Raw genomic sequence first — 19,338 nt, 5'->3', positions numbered from 1 at the left:
GGCCCGGCCGGGTTGTACTGAGGGCATCCCGCGCCCCTCGCCCGGGGCCGGAACCCGCGCAAGGAGCCAAGGAGCCGCCATGCCCATCCCGCCCCTCCCCGCGCCCGTCGACCGTGCCCTGCGCGCCGCCAACGGCGGCGACATCGACGGCTTCCTCGCCGCCTTCGCGGACGACGGGGCGGTCAACGACTGGGGCCGCGAGTTCCGGGGGCAGGAGGAGATCCGCGGCTGGAGCGACCGGGAGTTCATCGGGCGGCAGGTCACCCTCGAGGTGACGGCCGTACGGACCCGGGGCGACACCACCACGGTCAGCCTCCAGGTCGGCGGCAATGCCAACACCGGGCCGTCCGACTTCGCCTTCACCGTCCAGGGCGACCGCATCGCGATGATGCGGATCACCGGCTGACCACCGGACGGCCCCTGTGACGGTCCCCATGCGGGCGCGCAGCCGCGACGAGGTCCACCGCACCGCCACCCCGCTGGAGCTCTTCTTCGACCTGTGCTTCGTGGTGGCCGTCGCCCAGGCCGGCCGCCAGTTGGTGCACTCCCTGGCCGAGGGCCATCCGGGCCATGGCGTCATCGGCTATCTGATGGTGTTCTTCGCCATCTGGCTGGCCTGGCTCAACTTCACCTGGTTCGCGTCGGCGTACGACACCGATGACGCGCTCTTCCGGGTGGTGACCCTCGTCCAGATCTCCGGTGTGCTGATCCTGGCCGCGGGCGTCCCCCGCGCCTTCGCCGACAGTGACTTCGCGGTGGTCTGGTTCGGCTATGTGGTGATGCGGCTGGCGCTGGTCTCCCAGTGGCTGCGGGCCGCGCACGGCAGCCAGGGGGCCGAGCGGCGTACCGCGCTGCGCTATGCGGCGGGCGTCACCATCTGCCAGGTCGGCTGGGTGGCGCTGCTGTTCGTGCCCGCGTCCGCCGCGCCCTGGGTATTCGTGGTGATGGGCCTGCTGGAGCTGTCGGTGCCCGCCGTCGCCGAGCGGGAGCGGGAGACGACCTGGCATCCGCATCACATCGCCGAGCGCTACGGCCTGTTCACCATCATCGTGCTGGGCGAGACGGTCGCCGCGGCCACCGTCGCCGTACAGTCCGCGCTCGACGAGAACGACGAGCTGGGCACCCTGCTGCCGATTGCGGGCGGCGGCCTGCTGCTGGTCTTCGCCGCGTACTGGATCTATTTCGCGGTGCCCATCCATCTGCATCTGCGCTCCCACACCCAGGCGTTCCTGTGGGGCTACGGCCACTACCTGGTGTACGGCGCGGCGGCGGCGATCGGGGCGGGCATCGAGATCGCGGTGGAGGAGTCGGTGGGCAAGGCGCATCTGTCGCTGTTCGCGGCGTCCGCGTGTGTGACGGTGCCGGCCGCGCTGTTCCTGTTCACCGTCTGGCTGATCCACTCCCGCCACCAGAAGCGCGGCCTCGCGCAGCAGCTGGTGCTCCCGGTGTCGTCGGTGCTGGTGCTGGCCTGCACCTTCGCGGGGCAGCTCGCGGTGCCGGCGGCCGGATTGGTGGCCTCCGTCACGGTCGCGGTGGGGGCCACCTTGACTGCGCGGCAGGGGGCGGCGCTGGAGGCGTAGCCGGGCACCTGGACCTGGGTGCGGGGAGCCGGTCCGTTACGGCCCGGGGCGCCAATTCGCCCGTAAGCGTGCCGAACGGCCGTGCGCGGCCACCGGTCCGGGGGAATGCCGTGAGGATGCCGGCCCGTGGGGCCCCAACTCGGTGACGGATACGCCGAGTTGGCAATGGATTCGGCCATCTTGAGACGTCGGGGCCAGTCCGCCCCAGCCTCACCTCACCCCCCTCATTCCCCACCAATTCCCCGCGAACGGGAACCACTTCCCCTGACTTCACCCTCGCGTTCCCCACCCTTCACCGGGGGCGGGGAACGGGCCCCGATGTGAACGCGGTAGGGTGCAGATTGCCCTTTTTATGCCTCGCAGGGCCGTCCGTCCGCACTCGAGCCGTACCCGAGCCATCCGTCCGCACCTGAGGAGACGCCAGCCATGGCCCGCCATGCACAGCCCCGCGCGGGCAAGAGCCTGTCCCGGCGCAGCAAGGCCGTCGGTGGTCTGGCCCTCACCACACTGGTCGGCACCGCCCTGTGGGCCTGGCCGGCCTCGGGCAACGATCACGACAGCCTGGCCGACGGCAAGAACGGCGCACCGAAGACCGCCGCCGGCCCGGAGACGGCCGGCGACAGGCCCGTGGCCAAGGCCGCGCCGGACGCCGCCCCCGCCGCCCGCCGGATCCCCGGTCTGAGCGACGCCGTCCGCAAGCAGATACCGTCCGCCACCCGCCAGGTGCTGGTCGTCGCCGGCAGGGACGGCGACTCCTACGAGTCCCAGGTCGTCCTCTACACCCGCGCCAAGGACTCCGACGACTGGCAGCCCGGCCGCATCTGGGGCGCGCACAATGCCGCCCGCGGCTGGACCCGCGACCACCACTACGGCGACCTCCGCTCCCCGGAGGGCGTCTACACCCTCACCGACGCCGGCGGCCGCCTCCCCGCCCCCGACGGCACCAAGCTCCCCTACGACCACAACCGCAGCTTCGTTGCGAACGGCACCGGCGTCGAGGGCGAGCCGCTGGACGGCGCCTTCGACTACGTCATCGCCATCAACTACAACCGGGTGGCGGACACGTCCCCGCTGGACCAGCAGCGGCCGGACGGCACGCAAAAGGGCGGCGGCGTCTGGCTGCACGTCGACCACGACGGCCCCACCCAGGGATGTGTGAGCCTCAAGCCGGACGTGATGCGGGAGCTGCTGCGCACCCTGGACCCCCGGCTGCACCCGGTCGTCGTGATGGGCCCGGCCGGCCGCTGACACCCGGCCCGGCGCCCGCCGGCGTGGTACCCATGACCCATGGCTGACGCACAGCAGGGACGGGACGTGCCGCATCTGCCGGGGCCGCACGACGCGCTGACCGACGTCACCGGCCTGCGGGTGGGCCACGCCGAGCGGACCGGCGAGGGATATCTGACCGGCACCACCGTGGTCCTGGCCCCCGAGGGCGGCGTCGTCGCGGCCGTCGACGTACGGGGCGGCGGGCCCGGCACCCGGGAGACCGATGCGCTGGATCCGCGCAATCTGGCGCAGCGGGTGGAGGCGGTGGTGCTGACCGGCGGCAGTGCGTTCGGGCTGGATGCCGCGTCGGGGGTGGCGGCCTGGCTGGAGGATCGGGGCCGCGGCTTCCGGGTCGGGCCCGATCCCGCGCAGGTCGTCCCCGTGGTCCCGGCCGCGGCGCTGTTCGACCTGGGGCGCGGCGGCGACTGGCGGGCCCGGCCGGATGCCGCGCTGGGGCGTGCGGCGGCCGAGGCGGCGGGGGGTACGGATCCCCGCTCGCCGGTGGCGCAGGGCAATACGGGCGCCGGTACGGGTGCGGTGGCCGGCGGCATCAAGGGCGGCATCGGGACCGCGAGCGTGGTGCTGCCCTCGGGCGCCACGGTCGCCGCGCTGGCTGCCGTCAATGCGGCGGGCGGCTTCGCCGATCCGGACACCGGCGCGCTCTACGGGCGGCTCGCGGGCGGCCCGGCCGCCTTCCCCTCGCCCGATGTGCACGCCACCGCCCAGCGCCGGCTCGCCGAGGCCCGGGGCATCTCCCAGGCCCGCGCCGCCGCCTCGGTCCTGCCACCGCTCAACACCACCCTCGCGGTGGTCGCCACCGATGCCGCCCTCACCCGCGCCCAGGCCCACAAACTCGCGGGCACCGCCCACGACGGACTGGCCCGCGCGGTCCGCCCCGTACACCTGCTGTCCGACGGCGACACGGTGTTCGCGCTGTCCACCGGCACCCGCCCGCTCGCCCCGCAAGACGCCCTCGCCGACCCGGTGTTCGGGGTGCATGCGGAGGCCAACGCGGTGAACGAGATCCTGGCGGCGGGAGCCGACGTCCTGATGCGGGCCGTGGTCAAAGCGGCGTTGGCGGCGGAGACGGTGGACGGGCCGGGCGGGCTGTTTCCCTCGTACCGGGATCTGTACGGGGGCTGACGGGGCGGCGGGCCCGGGAGCCGTCGCGTTCACACCCCCGCGGCCCCGAGCAGCGACCCCGCCGCATACGTCACCGCCATCGCCAGCGCGCCGCCCCCGGCATTGCGCAGCACCGCGCGGACTGCCGGGGCGGACCCCATGCGGGCGCTGCTCCAGCCGCAGAGCGCGAGCGCGGCGAGCACCGCGACCACGGTGACGGGCAGCCGCAGCGCGGCGGGCGGCAGCACGATCGCGAGCAGCGGCAGCAGGGCACCGGCGGTGAAGGCGAGGAAGCTGGCGCCGGCCGCGTGCCAGGGGTTGGTCAGATCGTCGGGATCGATGCCCAGCTCGACCTCGGCGTGGGCGCGCAGCGCGTCGTGCGCGGTGAGCTGCTCGGCGACCTCTCTGGCCAGTTCGCCGCTGATCCCCTTGCCCTCCAGCAGCTCGGTCAGCTCGATGAGTTCGGCCTGCGGCGCGGTGGCCAGCTCGCGCTTCTCCAGGGCCAGGGCGGCCTTTTCGGAGTCGCGCTGGGTGGAGACCGAGACATATTCGCCCGCGGCCATCGACATCGATCCGGCCAGCAGTCCGGCCAGGCCCGCGGTCAGCAGGGTGCCGCGCTCGCCGGTGGCGCCGGCCACGCCGACGACGAGTCCGGCGGTGGAGACGATGCCGTCGTTGGCGCCGAGGACCGCGGCGCGCAGCCAGTTGAGCCGGCTGCCGAGGCCGCCGCCATGGGCCTCGTCGTGCGCCTCGTCGTGCTCGGGTGTCTGAGGACTCACCGGCCGAGCGTCTCATCCGGCCCCGGGTGCCGGCACCCGACGCCCCCGCACCGCCGGGAAATCACCGGTGGTAGAAACGGCCGTATGTCCGCATCGCCACCTTCCCACTCCCCTCCCCCCACGCCTCCGCCCACGCTCGTGAGGCCGGCGCCCCGTGAGCCCGCACCGCGCCGCCGTCTGTGGTGGCACCGGCTGATCTTCGGGCTCTGGTACCGGCCGGTGGAGGTCCTGGACGAGGCGCGGGACCGCAGCGCGTGGGGTGCGGCGGTGCTGTTGTCGCTGGTCAGCGGCGGTGTCGGGATTCTGTCGGTGGATGCGTTCCGGCAGCAGTGGCAGACGGGCCGGACCATGGCGCTGCAAGTGGCCGGGCTGGCCGAGGCGGGCCTGCTGGTGGCCAGCCTCGCGCTGGGGTCGGTCACCCACGCCATCGCCCGTACGCTCGGCGGCAGCGGCCGGTATGCGCCGACCGCGAGCCTGTTCATCGTGCTGTTCTGGGTGACGGATCTGCCGCGGCTGGCCATCGTGGCCTGGCTGTCGGCCGACGCCACCTTCGTCCAGGCCGCGACGTATGCGACCTGGGGATTCGGCTATGTCCTCGCGGTGTTGCTGATCCGCGGTCAGCACCATCTGCCGACGCTCAAGTCGGCGGCCGCGGTGTCGGTGCAGATGCTGGCGGCGCTGGCGCTGCTGCGCCTGGGGCCGGTCCGCTGAGGCACGCCTCCGGGGGCGCCGGGGGCGCCCGGGGTGCCCGCCTAGCCGCGGCCCGTCAGCTGCCGTACGAGGCCCGCGAACGCCTCCCGCTCCGCGGCGCTGAGCTCCACGCACTCCGAGGGCGGCCCGGCCGGCCCCGTCTGCCGCGGCACCGAGCCGAGCAGCGGCCGCCGCCCGCGCCCGGCCGCTGTCTGGCGGCGGGTCCGTCGCAGCACTCTGCCCAGTGCGACGAACCAGGCGACGGTCGCGGCGAGCAGCGCGGCGAGGGTGACCTGCTGCAGAATCGAGACGGAGGGGAACATACGGTCCTCCAGGACGGCGGGCGCTGGGTGAACTGGGCTCGACGGGACTCGGCTGGGCGGCACCGGACCGGACGGAAGGGGACCGGACCGGGCCGTTCCATTGGACACCACGGCTGACACCTTCCAACAGGGGATCTAGCGCCAGAATGCGCCAAGTGATGTATCTCCTATGACATTTCGATTCTTTCCCGGTGGCCGGCACCCGGCGTGCCGCCGCCACCTTCCGGCACGGCAGGGTGCGCCCCTTCCCCTTGGACACCCCGGAGGCTTCCCCCCGGCGAAATCCGCCCCCGACGATGGCGGCACCTCGTCCGCGAAGTGAGGAGTACGCACGTGCCTCAGCAGTCCCCGCCGCCGTCCCGGCCACCGGCCCGCGCCCTCGACGGCATTCTCGTGGCCGACTTCAGCCGGGTGCTGGCCGGGCCGCTCGCCGCCGCGACGCTCGCCGACCTGGGGGCCGAGGTGATCAAGGTGGAGCGGCCGGGCACCGGCGACGACACCCGCGCCTGGGGCCCGCCGTTCGGCCCCGAGGGGACCGCCGCGTACTTCGACGCCGCCAACCGCTCCAAGCGCGGCCTGGCCCTGGACCTCGGCGATCCCGGCGACGCGGCCGCCGCCCGCGAACTGGCGCGCCGGGCCGACGTACTGATCGAGAACTTCCGCCCCGGCTCGCTCGCCAAGTACGGCCTGGACCACGCGGCCACCCGCGCCGCCAACCCCGGCCTGGTGCACTGCACCATCACCGGCTTCGGCTCCGGCGAGGGCGCCCACCTGCCGGGCTACGACTTCGTGGTGCAGGCCGTCGGCGGCCTGATGAGCATCACCGGGGAGCCCGGCGGTACGCCCCTGAAGGCGGGCGTCGCGCTGGTGGACGTCCTGACCGCCAAGGACGCCACCACCGGCATCCTCGCGGCGCTACGGCACCGCGACCGCACCGGCGAGGGGCAGCTGGTGGAGGTCAATCTGCTGTCGTCGCTGCTCGGCTCGCTGGTCAACCAGGCGTCCGGCCATCTGGCCACCGGGCGCGATCCGGGGCCGATGGGCAACCGTCACCCGAGCATCGCCCCGTACGAGACGCTGGCCTGCCGGGGCGGGCTGCTTGCGGTGGCGGTGGGCAACGACCGGCAGTTCCGGGCGCTGGCGCAGGCGCTCGGCGCGCCGGAACTGGCCGAGGATATGCGCTTCGTCCGCAACCAGGACCGGGTGGAAAACCGTACGGATCTCATCGCATCGCTGGAGGAGCGGCTGGCGGCCGACAGCCCACAGGGCTGGACCGAGCGGCTGGGCGCCGTGTCCGTACCGTGCGGGCCGGTCAATACACTGTCCGAGGCGCTCGATCTGGCGGCGCGGCTGGGGCTCGATCCGGTCACCTGCGTCGGCGAGGACCGCATCCCCCTAGTCACCAGCCCCCTCCGCCTCTCGGGCACCCCGGTCACGCAACCCTCCGCGCCACCCCGCCTGGACGAACACGGCACGCCGCTGCGAACCTGGTTGTCGGGGCCCGCCGACCGGCCCCTGCCTCCGCGAGTGTGACCTTCGTCACACCATGGCCGCACCCGCAACCAAACCCGCCTGTAGGTGCTGTTTACCAGCACGGAATCACAACACCCTTGTATGGAGCAGCTCGTGACATCGCCGGACAACCCCGCGCCCGCCTGGTCCCGCACCCCGCACCAGCCGCTCCTACAGGCCGAGCAGCCCGCGGCGGGCGCACCGCTCCGAAGCCGCCGGACCCGCCGCACGCTGGCCGTGACCGCGCTCATCGCGGCGGGCGCGCTGGCCCTGTCGGCCTGCGGCGGCGACGCCGAGGCCGGCGGCCATGACGCCAAGAACGGCCAGGCCGGCGCGGATGCCGCGGCCGCCAAGGACGCCTCGCAGGCCAAGATCAAGGTGACGTCGAAGGACGGCGCCACCGACGCCAGCATCAACGACACCGGGGTGACGGTCACCGGCGGCAAGTTGACCGATGTGAAGCTCACCGTCGCCGATTCCGGCGCCCCGGTGGCCGGTGCCATATCGGGCGACAAGACCTCCTGGAAGCCCGGCGTCCAGCTGGAGCGGGGCACCAAGTACAAGCTCGTGGCGAACGCCAAGGACGCCAAGGGCCGCTCGGCCACCGAGAACGCGACCTTCACCACCGTCTCCTCGACCAATAGCTTCATCGGCAGCTACACCCCCGACGACGGCAAGACCGTCGGCGTCGGCATGCCGGTGTCCTTCAACTTCGACAAGGTGATCACCAACAAGAAGGACGTCCAGTCCCACATCAAGGTGACGTCCAGCAGCGGCCAGCAGGTCGTCGGCCACTGGTTCGGCGCCCAGCGTCTCGACTTCCGGCCGCAGGACTACTGGAAGGCCGGCTCCAGGATCACCATGAAGATCGACCTGGACGGTGTGAAGGGCGGCCAGGGCATCACCGGCGTCCAGTCCAAGACGGTCTCCTTCACCATCGGCCGCTCGCAGGTCTCCACCGTCGACATGAAGACCCAAACGATGACGATCAAGCGGGACGGCAAGACCGCCAAGACCATCCCGATCTCCGGCGGCAGCCCCGACAACCCCACCTACAACGGCCAGATGGTGATCTCGGAGAAGTTCGAGCAGACCCGGATGGACGGCTCGACGGTCGGCTTCGGCGGTGAGTACGACATCAAGGACGTGCCGCACGCCATGCGGCTGTCGTCGTCCGGCACCTTCATCCACGGCAACTACTGGGGCTCCCCGTCCATCTTCGGCAAGGCCGGCACCAGCCACGGCTGCGTCGGCCTGCGCGACCAGAAGGGCGGCGGTGGCGACACCCCCGGCAAGTGGTTCTTCGACGAGTCGCTGATCGGCGATGTCGTCGTCGTGAAGAACTCCCCCGACCAGACCGTCAAGCCGGACAACGGCCTCAACGGCTGGAACCTGTCCTGGGCGGAGTGGCAGGCGGGCAGCGCCTGACCGCCTGGCGACAAGCGCACAGGGTGGCCGGTCCTCCTCGGGGCCGGCCACCGGCCTTTTCCCCTTACGGCGCCGCCACCAGCTCCTCCACCACGCCCGCGAACCCCTCGGCCCCGTGACCGCCCGCCACCCGCCGCTTCATCAGCGCGAGGACCGGCGCGAACAGTTCGTCGCTGACGCCCTGCGCCCGGCTCACCGCACCGATGCTGTCGTGCGAGACCTGCATCCCCAGGTTGGAGCCGGTGGCCCCGTACTCGCCGGAGTCGATCTGCGCCGCCATCGTGGGCAGGCCCCCGCACATCGCGCGCAGCCACGGCACCAGCAGCTCCGTCGTGAACTCCGCCACCGGCCCGCCCGCCGAGCGCACCAGCGCCGCCGCGTGCGCAAAGCCGCCGAACATGCCGTACATGCCGCTGAGCAGCGCGAGGTCGTGCAGCGGCGCCGCCCCCGGGTCCTCCCCCAGGTAGACGCCGCGGGCGAACGTCTCCAGCACCCCCTGATGCGCCTCGAACGCCGCCCACGACCCGCTGTAGAGCACCAGCGCCCCGGGCCGGCCGATCATCTCGGGCACCGCCATGATCCCGCCGTCCAGATACGTACCGCCGAGCCCCGTCACCCGCTCCGCCATGGTCCGGGCCTCCTGGGGCGACCCGTTGGTCACATTCACCACGACCCGGCCCCGCAGCGCATCGTCACCGCCGGCCCGCTCCGTCAGCAGCACCCCGGCATCCGCGTAATCGAGGATGCAGACGATCACCACCTCGCCCGCGGCGACCGCCTCCGCCACGGTTGCGGCCCGCCGCGCACCCCGCTCGACCGGTCCGTCCGCCTTGGCGGCCGTACGGTTCCACACCGTCACCCGGTGGCCGGCCGCCAGCAGGGCGTCCGTAAGGGCGGTGCCCATGGCGCCCAGCCCGAGCACCGCGACATTCTTCTTCGTCACCGACATGACTTCCGCTCTCCCGCTCTTTGCCGACCCATGACCGCTGACCGGCTACTGGCTGCCGGTCACCGGTTGCTGCTGCGGAGCCAGTCTTTGCGGGGCGCGGGGTCCGGACAAGTACCCACCATTTAGTGCGTACTTACCTTTAGGTGAGCAGGTGGGAGCCCATCAGGCCGTCGTCCCGGCGCAGCGTCGGTGCCGTCAGCAGCTGCGGGTCCTGGCGCAGCAGCTGCTCGTGGAGCGCCCGGAGCGCCGGGCCCGGCTCCGTCCCGAGCTCGTCGATGACGCGGCGGCGGTGGGCGGCGTACACGGCCAGCGCCTCGTTGCCGCGGTCGGAGCGGTGGAGCGCCAGCATCAGCAGCCATACGAACCGCTCCCGCAGCGGGTATTTGTGCGCGGCGTAATGCAGATACGGAATGGCGTTGCGGTGGCCGCCCAGCTCCAGTTCCAGCTCGGCGCGGACCTCCATGTCGGCCAGGAACCGCTCCTGCCGGTAGAGCCGTTCGCGCTCCAGCATCGGCCCGTCCAGGCCCTCGGCGAGCGGCCCCGTCGACATCGTGCGGGCCTGTTCCAGCAGCTGCGCCGCCTCGCGGATGTCGCCCCTGCGGGCCGCGGCGATGCCCGCCGACGCCAGCCGTTCGTACACATACAGATCGACCTCGGCACCGCCGACGTCCAGCCGGTAGCCGCCACCGGACCACTCCACCGCGATCTGCTGGCCCCGCAGCCCGGAGACGGACTTCTGGATCAGATTCTTCGCGTACGCCGGGTACTCCTCGCCCCACAGCGCCTCGGTCAGCTGCTGCACACCGGTCTCGAGGCCGGGCCGCAGCAGGAGTACGGCCAGCAGGGCGCGCTGCTTGGGCGGCCCCAGATCGACCACCGCGGTGCCGCGGGTGACGTGCAGCGGCCCGAAGAGCTGGAAGCGCAGCCGCGCCCCGCCGTCCTCGCCGTCGCCCTGGAAGCCGCGTTCCCGCAACAGCACACCTGACATGAGTCCCCCCGGTTATGCCCCGAACGCGCCCCTCGTAAGGCTACCTTCGGCCATTCCTCCCGCTTCAGCCTTTCGTCCAGCGTCCGTGCCAGCGACTTCACCAGCGGTCCGTCAAACGCCCCGCGCCAGGGTGGTACGGACCCCCGTCACACCGGGCGGGGGCGAGCGAGGCAGGAGTGGAGCACGTGATACGACGCTGGGGGCGGGTGGTCGCAGGGCGGCCGCGGCCGGTGATCTGGGCCGGGGTCCTGCTGGCCGTGGTGGGGCTGGTGCTCGCCGCGGGCGCCATGGACCGTCTGGTGCTGAGCCGATTCGAGAGCCCCGGATCCGAGTCGGTGCGCACGCGGGCCGTCCTGGCGCAGGAGTTCGGCACGGGCACACCCGGTGTGCTGCTGATGGTTACGGCCAAGCGGGGCACGGTCGACGGGGCCGCGGTGGCCGCCGAGGGCCGCCGGCTGGAGCGGGAGCTGGCGGGGCGGGACGGCGTGGCCGAGGTCGCCTCGTACTGGTCGCGGGGCAACTCGCCAGCCATGCGCGGCACCGACGGCAGACAGGCCCTGATCATCGCGCGGATGGCGGGCACGGTGACCGAGGCCCGGACCCGGCTCGCCACTCTCTCACCGGACTTCACCCGGAACGGGGCGCGGGTGAGGGTCGCGGTGGGCGGCGGGGACGAGGTGTTCCGGCAGGCGGCGGAACAGTCCCGGCGGGACTTCCTGCGCGCCGAGCTGATCGCCGTCCCGCTGGTGCTGCTGTTGCTGTTCCTCATCTACCGCCGGTTCTCGGCCGCCCTCCTCACCCTTGCCATGGGCCTGTTCTCGGTGATCACCACGCTGGCGCTGCTGCGCGGCGTCACCTACGTCACCGATGTCTCCACCTTCGCCGCCAACCTGGCGCTGGTGATGGGCATCGGGCTCGGCGTGGACTACAGCCTGTTCGTCATCAACCGCTTCCGGGAGGAGCTGTCGGCCGGGCGTACGGTCGCCGCGTCCGCCGAGCACGCCGTCGCCCGCGCCGGCCGTACCGTCGCCTTCAGCGGCCTGACGGTGCTGGTGTCCCTCTCCTGCCTCCTCCTCTTCCCGTTCCCCTTCCTCCGTTCCTTCGCTTACGCCGGTATCGGCACCGTGCTGACCTCGGTGTTCGCGGCGCTGGTGCTGCTGCCCGCGGCCCTGGCCCGGCTCGGGGAACGGGTCGCCCGCAAGGGCGCGGCCGAGCGGTCCGGCGACGGCGGCACCGGCTGGTGGCACGCCACGGCGCTGCGGATGATGCGGCGGCCCCTGCTGTACGGCATTCCGGCGGCGGCCGTGCTCCTGGGGCTGGCGTCGCCGGCGCTGGGCCTGACCTTCGGCGTACCGGACGACCGGGTGCTGCCCGCGGACACGTCCAGCCGGGTGGTGCAGCAGCAGATCCGCGACAACTTCGCCGGGGAGGAGATGGATGCGATCCAGGTCCTGCGCCGGGGGGCGGGGGCCTTCCCCGACCGGTCCTCGGTCGAAGCGACGGCAGTGGCGCTGTCCCGTATCGATGAGGTGCAGCAGGTGGACGCGCTGACCGGTTCGTACGCCGACGGCCGCAGGATCTCCGCACCGAACGGCTCGGCGGCGCGGTTCGAGGGCGGTGCGGGCGACACCTGGTTCTCGGTGGTGGCCACGCACCGGGGCCTGGACCGGGACATCGACCGAGTCCTCGCGGACGTACGGAGGGCGGCGGGCGGCCAACCGGCCGAGGCGGCGGTCCGGACAGGCGGCTATCCGGCCGAACTCGGCGATTTCCGCCGGGTGTTGACCGATCGCCTGCCCCTGGTCTTCGGGCTCATCCTGGCCGTCACCTTCGTGATTCTCTTCCTGATGACGGGCAGTGTGCTGCTCCCGGCGAAGGCGATGGTGCTCAACACCCTCAGCATGGCGGTGATGTTCGGCGCCCTGGTGTGGATCTTCCAGGACGGCCATCTGTCCGGGCTGCTGGGCTTCACCCCGAGCGGCTCCATCGAGCCCAGTATCCCGATCCTGATGTTCTGCACGGCCTTCGGCCTGTCCATGGACTACGAGGTGTTCATGCTGTCGCGGATCAAGGAGGAGTACGACCGTACCGGCGACAACGCCGGGGCGGTGGCCGCGGGCCTGGAGCGCAGCGGCCCGCTGATCACCTCGGCGGCGGTCATTCTCGCCGCGTCCTTCGCCACCTACGCCTCATCCGGAATCGTCTTCCTGAAAATGCTGGGCCTCGGCATGGTGGTGGTGATTCTCCTCGACGCCACGCTGATCCGGGCGGTGCTGGTGCCCGTCCTCATGCGGCTTGCCGGGAAGGCCAACTGGTGGGCGCCCGGGCCGCTGCGGGCGCTGCACCGCCGGTTCGGGATATCCGAGTAGGGCCGCCTCAGAGCACTTTTGCCAGCTGCATGCAGAGGGCCACGGCGAGCAGGTAGCAGCCGATGCCGACCCAGGTCAGGACGCGGCGCCCGCGGCGGCGGCCGAACCAGACCAGCGCCAGCGCGGCGTGCGTCAGGACCACGGCGAGTATCGGGGGAATCGTGGACAGGCCGTCGCTGAACGCGAGATACAGCCACATCCACGGAACGCCTACCGCGAAGGCGGGCGGGAGCCTCGCCCAGGACCGCACCTGCCGCTGCAGGGCCTCCTCCCCGGGGTTGCGCTGCTCGACCTCGAGCTCGAGCGAGGGAAGTCCCCTTCCGCTGTCCATGTGCACCTCCGTCAAGCGTCCCGCGACGGCTCAGGCCGCCGCCGGGACGTCACGTTCGTCGGGAGCGGCCACCGTAGCCGGTCCCTGCGCATCGGGGGTTTTCCGCAGGCCCTTGAGCACCATCACCAGCACCGCGCTGATGCCCGTACCGGCCGCGACGGCCACCAGGCAGAGCAGCGGCCGGCCGATCAGGGGGACGACGAAGATGCCGCCGTGCGGGGCGCGGAGGGTGCAGCCGAAGGCCATCGAGAGGGCGCCGGTGACCGCGCCGCCGACCATGGCGGAGGGGATGACGCGCAGCGGGTCGGCGGCGGCGAAGGGGATGGCGCCCTCGGGGTGTCGACAAGACGGCCCGTGTGACGCCAACCCGCAGATTCCTTCGGTGAGCCATACCGTCCCCTCCTCTCACTACAGAGAGGGGAGCCGCTGGCCCCCAGATGTGACGCACGCACCCCAGACGTGATCCACGCCACTTCATTCGCCTTTGGCCTTTCCGCCCGCCGGACACCGTCGAGGCCATCCAGTCACGGAAAGCGGACACCTCCCCCTGTGGACAACTTTTCGGCGATTGCGAAGCCGAGCCCCAGGGATGCAGCGACGAATGCAGGCAGCGCAAAGACCGTGCGACACGGCGCCTGACGCCCCGTTCATCCTGCGCACAAGGCAGAACAGATCTCGAACCACGCTCGTTTGAAATCGGCATGTTGGAACTCTCTGCCAGGAAGCCTGTGGATAGTTTCCGGCGATCCGCGAGACGAACCCGCATTAATCGGCGCAGTCCGGGGCAAGCAGGGGCGCGAGCGGCATGGACGAGGAGGCAGCGGCGGGACGCTTCGCAGCAGCAGCCAAGGAGGAGCGGCGGCCGAGCTGTTCAAAGTTTCCTTACTGGATCAAGGCGGCCCGCTACGCGGGCCGCGCGCGCTGGCAGCCGAAGGCCGCCGACGCTCCTGTCTACCGCCCCGCTCTCGGCAGCCCCCGGCAGCTCAGCGCGCAAGGCCAAGCAAGCGGTCCAACGGGGCCAGGGAGTAACCCGACCAGCCCGAAGCAGCACCACCAGGCCGACGCCGCGACAGCGACCCTCGCAGCCACCGCGACCAGGCGCACGCGACCAGCAGCCAGGCGACGCCGAATCCGCGGTGACACCTCGCAGTTCGCGGGCCAATCCAAAACAGGGCAGCGTGGCACAGGCCGGCGGGGGTGCGGGTGGCACACGTGGCGGGTGCTCCCCACAGCGCGGGAGCGTCGTGGCTGACTTTCTGTGGCTGGGGCGACCGGCTGAAGCGGCTTTACCCACCTCCCCGATTCGGGTCCCGCGTCGGGCAAGGCCAGGGGGCCAATCGGGCACAACAGCGGGCAGGCCAAGGGCTGCCCGATTTCGCGGGCCAGCGTAAGGCCCCCTGACCATGCCCGACCCCAAACCGGGCAGGACACCGGCCAAAGCCCCTCCAGCCGTCCGCGTGGTCCAGCGCGCCACCCACCCATGACCCGCAACTACCCCCGCCGTCTGTCCGCCGTACAACCCTTTGCCCCTCTCGCTCCGTCAAGGCGACTACCGGTCACCGTGGTTGAGACCGCCCGAAAGCGAGCACGACAACGGCCCCGGTACCATCGGCACCGGGGTCCTGAACAGGGACTCTCCGACCGGACCACCCCCGCTTGCTTCCAGGCTCAGGGGGTGGTCCGGTTTCATTTGAAGGGGTGAACCAGGCCCGTTCGGACCTAGGAAGAGGCAGGTTCGAAGGCGTCGCGTAGTCATCGATGGCGGAGACAGCCATCCAACCGCCGCCCATCACGCCAACAGACTCGTACAGCAAGGCTCAGGAAGAGGCCGGCCGTTTCCGAGTGCAGCGCGGGCAGAACCACGACCGGCCCAGGATCCTCACAAGCCGAGTGTCCGGGTGATCCGGGCAGGACTCATCCGGATCACTCGCCCGCTTGCGCGGCGGCTGGTGCATGAAACCGACGAACCAACGCCGCCCGTCGTCATCCCTCTTGATCATCGCCGCCCTCTTCCGGCTGAGGCTCCGGAGCGCTCACGATCTCTTCGGCAGCCACGTCGTAGCCGTTGACTTCTTCGGTACCCATTGGTGTGTCCTCTCGATCGCTCGGATGGTTCCGGATGTGGCGCCGGTCACTCTCGGGGGTGGGTGACCGGCGCCGTTGTCTGCCCGGCCGATTGCCAGGAAAGTGCGGGCAGACAGCGTTTCCGCCTAGCGCCTGCACGGGCGTGGGATGGTGCACAGGGCCGCCAGCGGGGTTGGTAACCCGGCGGCCGGGCGGGGGAAGGGAGGTTCACCGCCCGACCGCCGGGAGCTAGAGGGTGCTGCGGAGTCCGCAGCAGCAGGGATGCCTAGGCGCCGTGCATCGAGGTAAGGCCCTCCGACCAGCGACGACGGCCGATCACGGCAGGGCTCCGACCGGGTCCACCACATCCAGCAGGATGCGCACGTTCACGGCCATCGCCACCATGGGCAAGTCGGTGTAGCCGTACAGAGCTTCGGTGAGCACCTTCACCGCCAGGGCGACATCCTCAGCAGCGCAGGCATGGGGACGAGCCCTCATGACCGACACCAGCACCGCCGCATGAGCCCGCAGCTTCACTCGTAGACGCTCATCCAACGGCCGGGCGGGATCCAACACCGCCCGCACGGTCTCCTGTGGAACCGTCCAGTCCCAGCGCATCAGCGGACCTCCCCACTAAGGCCGGTACGGTCCGGCTGCGTCACGAACGGCTCGGCGTCCGGTTGAGAGACGGGGGCAGGGATGGCAGGGGCGGATGCGTCTGCGACCTGCACGCCCAGCAGGCCAAGGGCTGCGACGGAACCGAGGGCCCAGACAGCGGACAGCACGCCGTCGGCTGTCGGTTTCGGGAGCGAGTGCCGGCCGCTCATTCGACCCGCCCCTGTACGCCAGAGTTCTCCAGGAGGAACCGCAAGGTGTGGCCCAGGCTCTGCACATGCGACGCGGCCGACTGCAAACCAGCGCCGAGCCCCCGACACACCTCGTAGGGAATCGAGTCCAGCTTGGCCCGCTTCCCGTCCCACGCCACCGTGCCGTGGTCCAGACCGTCGATCCGGTCCGCCGCCAACGGCTTCAGCACCTCAATGTGGCTCAGCAGCACCTGATGCAACTCGCACAGCTCTGCGTACGGAGGCAACGCCGACCGCTCGGAGAGGGCCCGGACAATCGCCGCCTTGACCTCATCCACATCCACCGACCGCCTGGAGCCATCGGCTGCTGCGGGCGTCCGCGTCTCCTGCGGATCAGCCCAACTCTGTACCGCTTCATGCCGGTTGATACGTGTCTGCGGCTGCATGACAAACAGCATCACGGCGAGCGGGCCCCAAAATCGCCATCCAGGTGATTACCCACGGTGGGTAAAATCGCCGGTAACCTCTCGGCCACGCACCGCATCGCACCCACGGAGTGCCGCTCATGCCCAAGTACGAGCAGCCAGAAGGGCTCCCGGCCCGACTGCTGAGCTCTACCGGGATGATCGATGCCTGCCGAGAGCGTGAATTCTCGAAGGTCTTCGAGTTGGCAAAGACGCGGGGCGGTTTCTATCCGTCGCTGATCGCACGCCGCTGCGACATGACGCCCAGTCGGGTTGGCGAGGTGTTGGCCGGCAAGCGGGTCATCAAAGAGATGAGCGTCATCGAGCGCGTGGCTGACGGGCTTCGCATCCCTGGCCACATGCTCGGACTCGCCCAGCGAGAGTGGGAGACTCCCGCAGTGCTGAGCACGGGCCCCGCCACGCCAACGAGCCCCGTCCTGCCTGTAGTTAGCGCGCGCGCCGATCCGGTCAACGCGCTGCCCGGAGTGGACCTGGACAGCATTCTGGCCGTTGCCACAGGACCACGGCTCAGTCCATCCACGCTCCGCGCGCTTCACTCATCCATCGAGGACTACTGGCGCCGCGACGACCAGCATGGAGGCGAGGCGCTGCGCCCGGCAGTCGTCGGTCAGCTGCGCTACGTCGTAGGAATGATCAAGGAAGCGAGCGAAGGCGAGTTCCGGCGCAGCCTCTACAGCGTCGCCGCCGAGCTGGCCAGGCTCACGGGCTGGACGTACTTCGATGCGCGCCAGTACAGCCAGGCCCGCATCTACTTCGCCGAAGCCCTGCAACTCGCCAAGGCCATCGACGACCACCAGTTCATGGCGAACGTGCTGGCCTGCATGAGCTTGCAAGGCACCTACGAGGACCGGCCGGCGGATGCAGTGGCGCTTTCGACGGCAGCACAGGACAGCGCTCGTAGACGCGGTGGCACACCACGAGTGATGGCCATGCTGTCGATGCGCGAAGCGTTCGCGCATGCGTCGATGAGCAACCGGAGCGCGACACATGCGGCACTGGCCGAGGCGCACCGGCAGTTCGAGCAGATCTCAGACGCTGACTCTGACCCTGCCTGGGTGGCCTACTTCGATGAGCCGAAGCTCATCGTGGATACCGGAATCGCCCGCGCCCGACTCGGTGAGGCCGACGCCGCCGAACCGCTGATCGCCGATGCCTTGCGGCGTGAGCCCGCAAGCAACCACCGAGGCCGCGCCTTTCACTCCTTCTGGCTCGCCACCACCCAGCTCCAGCTCGGCAAGGTCGAAAAGGCATGTCACACCGCCACGGTGGCGCTGGAGACAGCCACGGCAGTGGATTCCGAGCGCATCACAGGGCATCTGCGCGAGTTCCACCAGCGCTTGGCCCCGTTCCGCAAGGAGCCCGCAGCCATCGCGTTCGAGGCACGACTACGGGCCACGCTGCGGTGACAGTCAGCGAATCGATTCGTCCATCAGCACGTACAGCAGGCCGACAAGGGAACCACTGCTGACGATCTCCCGGCGGTCGATCATGGCCCGCACACGATCCAGCGGTATCCACTCGATGCGGTCGGACTCGTTCTTCTCGGTCGGTTCGCCGATGTGGGCGGCACCGTCCGCTCGGAACACGTAGTGCTGCGAATCCGTGATGCCGTTTGCCGGCTCAGCGTAGATCAACGGCTTCATGGGACCAGGCCGCCACCCGGTCTCTTCCTCGACCTCGCGTGCAGCAGCAGTCTCGGGTGACTCGCCCTCCTCTATCAGCCCCATGGGCAGTTCCCAGGCCCACGAGTCGGTGATGAAGCGATGCCGCCACATCATGAGAACTTCGCGCTGATCATTCACCACGGCCGCCACGGCGAGGTGCCGCAGCCGTACGACGTGGTGTTCCCAGCGCCGGCCGTCGGGCTGCTCAACATCGATAAGACACAGGTTCACCCATGGGTTGGTGTAGATCTGCCGCTCGCCGTACGTCTTCCACTGCATGCTCGCCGCCCCTCTCGCCGGTGGCCCCAGCATCTCAGACGCACTCAGGGGCTCCCGTTGTGCGTCGAGGACCTCTTTCAGGTCAACCGACGGGGAGGGGGTGTGTTGCTCTTTGGCCTGGGGTAAGCCTTACGCCGCCCGGTCAATGACCGTGCGTAACCAAACCACTTCAGAGCGGAGTCATGTCATGGCCACCGGCGACGTCTATCCCGCGAACTTGTTCAGCGTCGAACTGGGAAAATTCCAGGTCGAAACAGTGCAGAGCGTGTCCGTTCCCTCCATGCAGCTCGACGCAATCGAGACTCAGCCTGCCCCTCGGCCCCAGGCCGGCGAGATCACCATCACTCGTGGCATGGACAAAAGTAAGGCGTTTACCGACTGGATCAACACCAGTCTGGAGAAGAAGGACATCAGCACGGCCCGGCAGAATGTCACCATCGTCCAATATGACGTCAAAAAGAATCCTGTCCTGCGCTACCACTTGACCAACGCGTGGGCGAGCCAGCGCCAAGGTGCTGACCTGGATGCGAGCAGCAGCAGTCCGGCAACAGAGCAAGTGACGATCACCTATGAGGAGTGCACCGTCGAACGGTCGTAGTGACGGCGCCGGCCCAGAGATCGGGCCGCGCCCGTGATTCCGCGTTCGCAGCCCACGCGAACAGCACACGGACCTTGCCCAGAACCGCCTCGTAGTGCGCGC

General features: G+C 70.6%; 18 protein-coding genes and 1 pseudogene. 10 read left to right on the top strand and 9 right to left on the bottom strand.

Features of this window, described 5'->3' with window-relative positions; genetic code table 11:
* Window positions 1-79 precede the first annotated feature (79 nt).
* The 4 genes from AB0D04_RS24205 to AB0D04_RS24190 all read left to right on the top strand — a co-directional run bounded on the left by AB0D04_RS24205 (window position 80) and on the right by AB0D04_RS24190 (window position 3,992).
* On the top strand, window positions 80-406 hold the full coding sequence (locus AB0D04_RS24205; protein WP_362706878.1) for a nuclear transport factor 2 family protein: 327 nt from the start codon (window positions 80-82) through the stop codon (window positions 404-406).
* Window positions 407-434: 28 nt separating this feature from the next.
* A complete protein-coding gene (locus AB0D04_RS24200; RefSeq protein ID WP_362706876.1) occupies window positions 435-1,580 on the top strand; it encodes a low temperature requirement protein A in 1,146 nt (381 codons plus the stop codon).
* 426 nt (window positions 1,581-2,006) lie between these two features.
* Entirely contained in the window at window positions 2,007-2,828 is an 822-nt protein-coding gene (locus AB0D04_RS24195) for a L,D-transpeptidase family protein (protein WP_362706873.1), read from the top strand.
* Between the two features lie 39 nt (window positions 2,829-2,867).
* A complete protein-coding gene (locus AB0D04_RS24190) occupies window positions 2,868-3,992 on the top strand; it encodes a P1 family peptidase (RefSeq protein WP_362706871.1) in 1,125 nt (374 codons plus the stop codon).
* Between the two features lie 29 nt (window positions 3,993-4,021).
* Here AB0D04_RS24190 and AB0D04_RS24185 read toward each other — a convergent pair whose 3' ends face one another.
* Complete coding sequence (locus tag AB0D04_RS24185; protein ID WP_362706868.1) at window positions 4,022-4,750, bottom strand: VIT family protein; 729 nt, start codon at window positions 4,748-4,750, stop codon at window positions 4,022-4,024.
* 138 nt (window positions 4,751-4,888) lie between these two features.
* Between AB0D04_RS24185 and AB0D04_RS24180 the strand changes: the two genes are divergently transcribed.
* Window positions 4,889-5,461 carry a YIP1 family protein gene (locus AB0D04_RS24180; protein WP_362706865.1) on the top strand — a complete coding sequence of 191 codons (573 nt, stop codon included), beginning with the start codon at window positions 4,889-4,891 and terminating at the stop codon, window positions 5,459-5,461.
* Between the two features lie 41 nt (window positions 5,462-5,502).
* Here the strand turns inward: AB0D04_RS24180 and AB0D04_RS24175 are convergent, their stop codons facing one another.
* Window positions 5,503-5,763 carry a hypothetical protein gene (locus AB0D04_RS24175; RefSeq protein WP_362706863.1) on the bottom strand — a complete coding sequence of 87 codons (261 nt, stop codon included), beginning with the start codon at window positions 5,761-5,763 and terminating at the stop codon, window positions 5,503-5,505.
* 333 nt (window positions 5,764-6,096) lie between these two features.
* Here AB0D04_RS24175 and AB0D04_RS24170 point away from each other — a divergent pair, with 333 nt between their 5' ends.
* A complete protein-coding gene (locus tag AB0D04_RS24170) occupies window positions 6,097-7,296 on the top strand; it encodes a CoA transferase (protein ID WP_362706861.1) in 1,200 nt (399 codons plus the stop codon).
* An 81-nt stretch (window positions 7,297-7,377) separates the two neighbouring features.
* Entirely contained in the window at window positions 7,378-8,703 is a 1,326-nt protein-coding gene (locus tag AB0D04_RS24165) for an Ig-like domain-containing protein (RefSeq protein WP_362706858.1), read from the top strand.
* 64 nt (window positions 8,704-8,767) lie between these two features.
* On the opposite strand, the gene AB0D04_RS24160 is transcribed toward AB0D04_RS24165, so the two are convergent.
* A complete protein-coding gene (locus tag AB0D04_RS24160) occupies window positions 8,768-9,652 on the bottom strand; it encodes an NAD(P)-binding domain-containing protein (protein WP_362706856.1) in 885 nt (294 codons plus the stop codon).
* Between the two features lie 139 nt (window positions 9,653-9,791).
* Window positions 9,792-10,640, bottom strand: coding sequence for an AfsR/SARP family transcriptional regulator (locus AB0D04_RS24155; RefSeq protein ID WP_362706853.1), 849 nt, complete (start codon window positions 10,638-10,640; stop codon window positions 9,792-9,794).
* 185 nt (window positions 10,641-10,825) lie between these two features.
* On the opposite strand from AB0D04_RS24155, the gene AB0D04_RS24150 reads away from it, so the two are divergent.
* Window positions 10,826-13,009 (top strand): efflux RND transporter permease subunit, encoded by a 2,184-nt coding sequence (locus tag AB0D04_RS24150; protein ID WP_362706851.1) that lies wholly within the window; start codon window positions 10,826-10,828, stop codon window positions 13,007-13,009.
* 7 nt (window positions 13,010-13,016) lie between these two features.
* On the opposite strand, the gene AB0D04_RS24145 is transcribed toward AB0D04_RS24150, so the two are convergent.
* The 4 genes and pseudogenes from AB0D04_RS24145 to AB0D04_RS24130 all read right to left on the bottom strand — a co-directional run bounded on the left by AB0D04_RS24145 (window position 13,017) and on the right by AB0D04_RS24130 (window position 16,668).
* A complete protein-coding gene (locus tag AB0D04_RS24145; RefSeq protein ID WP_362706848.1) occupies window positions 13,017-13,340 on the bottom strand; it encodes a hypothetical protein in 324 nt (107 codons plus the stop codon).
* Between the two features lie 30 nt (window positions 13,341-13,370).
* Window positions 13,371-13,673: pseudogene (locus AB0D04_RS24140) on the bottom strand (PTS lactose transporter subunit IIC); the annotation flags it as partial.
* Between the two features lie 2,067 nt (window positions 13,674-15,740).
* A complete protein-coding gene (locus AB0D04_RS24135; RefSeq protein WP_362706846.1) occupies window positions 15,741-16,022 on the bottom strand; it encodes a hypothetical protein in 282 nt (93 codons plus the stop codon).
* A 205-nt stretch (window positions 16,023-16,227) separates the two neighbouring features.
* A complete protein-coding gene (locus AB0D04_RS24130; RefSeq protein ID WP_362706924.1) occupies window positions 16,228-16,668 on the bottom strand; it encodes a DUF6415 family natural product biosynthesis protein in 441 nt (146 codons plus the stop codon).
* A 107-nt stretch (window positions 16,669-16,775) separates the two neighbouring features.
* Here AB0D04_RS24130 and AB0D04_RS24125 point away from each other — a divergent pair, with 107 nt between their 5' ends.
* Window positions 16,776-18,101 carry a hypothetical protein gene (locus AB0D04_RS24125; protein WP_362706843.1) on the top strand — a complete coding sequence of 442 codons (1,326 nt, stop codon included), beginning with the start codon at window positions 16,776-16,778 and terminating at the stop codon, window positions 18,099-18,101.
* A 3-nt stretch (window positions 18,102-18,104) separates the two neighbouring features.
* Here AB0D04_RS24125 and AB0D04_RS24120 read toward each other — a convergent pair whose 3' ends face one another.
* On the bottom strand, window positions 18,105-18,638 hold the full coding sequence (locus AB0D04_RS24120) for an NUDIX hydrolase (protein WP_362706841.1): 534 nt from the start codon (window positions 18,636-18,638) through the stop codon (window positions 18,105-18,107).
* A 187-nt stretch (window positions 18,639-18,825) separates the two neighbouring features.
* Between AB0D04_RS24120 and AB0D04_RS24115 the strand changes: the two genes are divergently transcribed.
* Window positions 18,826-19,236: a phage tail protein gene (locus AB0D04_RS24115; RefSeq protein WP_362706839.1), complete on the top strand. Its 411-nt coding sequence runs from the start codon at window positions 18,826-18,828 to the stop codon at window positions 19,234-19,236.
* Window positions 19,237-19,338 lie beyond the last annotated feature (102 nt).

This window comes from Streptomyces sp. NPDC048483 (assembly GCF_040651455.1).
Taxonomy (GTDB): Bacteria; Actinomycetota; Actinomycetes; order Streptomycetales; family Streptomycetaceae; genus Streptomyces.
This window is presented reverse-complemented; position numbering and strand designations above follow the sequence as displayed.

Excerpts from the sequence above, each read along its gene's own strand:
- AB0D04_RS24165 (WP_362706858.1), top strand. The coding sequence starts at position 7,378 with ATGGAGCAGCTCGTGACATCGCCGGACAACCCCGCGCCCGCCTGGTCC.
- AB0D04_RS24115 (WP_362706839.1), top strand. The coding sequence starts at position 18,826 with ATGGCCACCGGCGACGTCTATCCCGCGAACTTGTTCAGCGTCGAACTG.
- AB0D04_RS24160 (WP_362706856.1), bottom strand. The coding sequence starts at position 9,652 with ATGTCGGTGACGAAGAAGAATGTCGCGGTGCTCGGGCTGGGCGCCATG.
- AB0D04_RS24120 (WP_362706841.1), bottom strand. The coding sequence starts at position 18,638 with ATGCAGTGGAAGACGTACGGCGAGCGGCAGATCTACACCAACCCATGG.
- AB0D04_RS24125 (WP_362706843.1), top strand. The coding sequence starts at position 16,776 with ATGCCCAAGTACGAGCAGCCAGAAGGGCTCCCGGCCCGACTGCTGAGC.
- AB0D04_RS24130 (WP_362706924.1), bottom strand. The coding sequence starts at position 16,668 with ATGCTGTTTGTCATGCAGCCGCAGACACGTATCAACCGGCATGAAGCG.
- AB0D04_RS24145 (WP_362706848.1), bottom strand. The coding sequence starts at position 13,340 with ATGGACAGCGGAAGGGGACTTCCCTCGCTCGAGCTCGAGGTCGAGCAG.
- AB0D04_RS24195 (WP_362706873.1), top strand. The coding sequence starts at position 2,007 with ATGGCCCGCCATGCACAGCCCCGCGCGGGCAAGAGCCTGTCCCGGCGC.
- AB0D04_RS24155 (WP_362706853.1), bottom strand. The coding sequence starts at position 10,640 with ATGTCAGGTGTGCTGTTGCGGGAACGCGGCTTCCAGGGCGACGGCGAG.
- AB0D04_RS24205 (WP_362706878.1), top strand. The coding sequence starts at position 80 with ATGCCCATCCCGCCCCTCCCCGCGCCCGTCGACCGTGCCCTGCGCGCC.
- AB0D04_RS24190 (WP_362706871.1), top strand. The coding sequence starts at position 2,868 with ATGGCTGACGCACAGCAGGGACGGGACGTGCCGCATCTGCCGGGGCCG.
- AB0D04_RS24135 (WP_362706846.1), bottom strand. The coding sequence starts at position 16,022 with ATGCGCTGGGACTGGACGGTTCCACAGGAGACCGTGCGGGCGGTGTTG.
- AB0D04_RS24200 (WP_362706876.1), top strand. The coding sequence starts at position 435 with ATGCGGGCGCGCAGCCGCGACGAGGTCCACCGCACCGCCACCCCGCTG.
- AB0D04_RS24175 (WP_362706863.1), bottom strand. The coding sequence starts at position 5,763 with ATGTTCCCCTCCGTCTCGATTCTGCAGCAGGTCACCCTCGCCGCGCTG.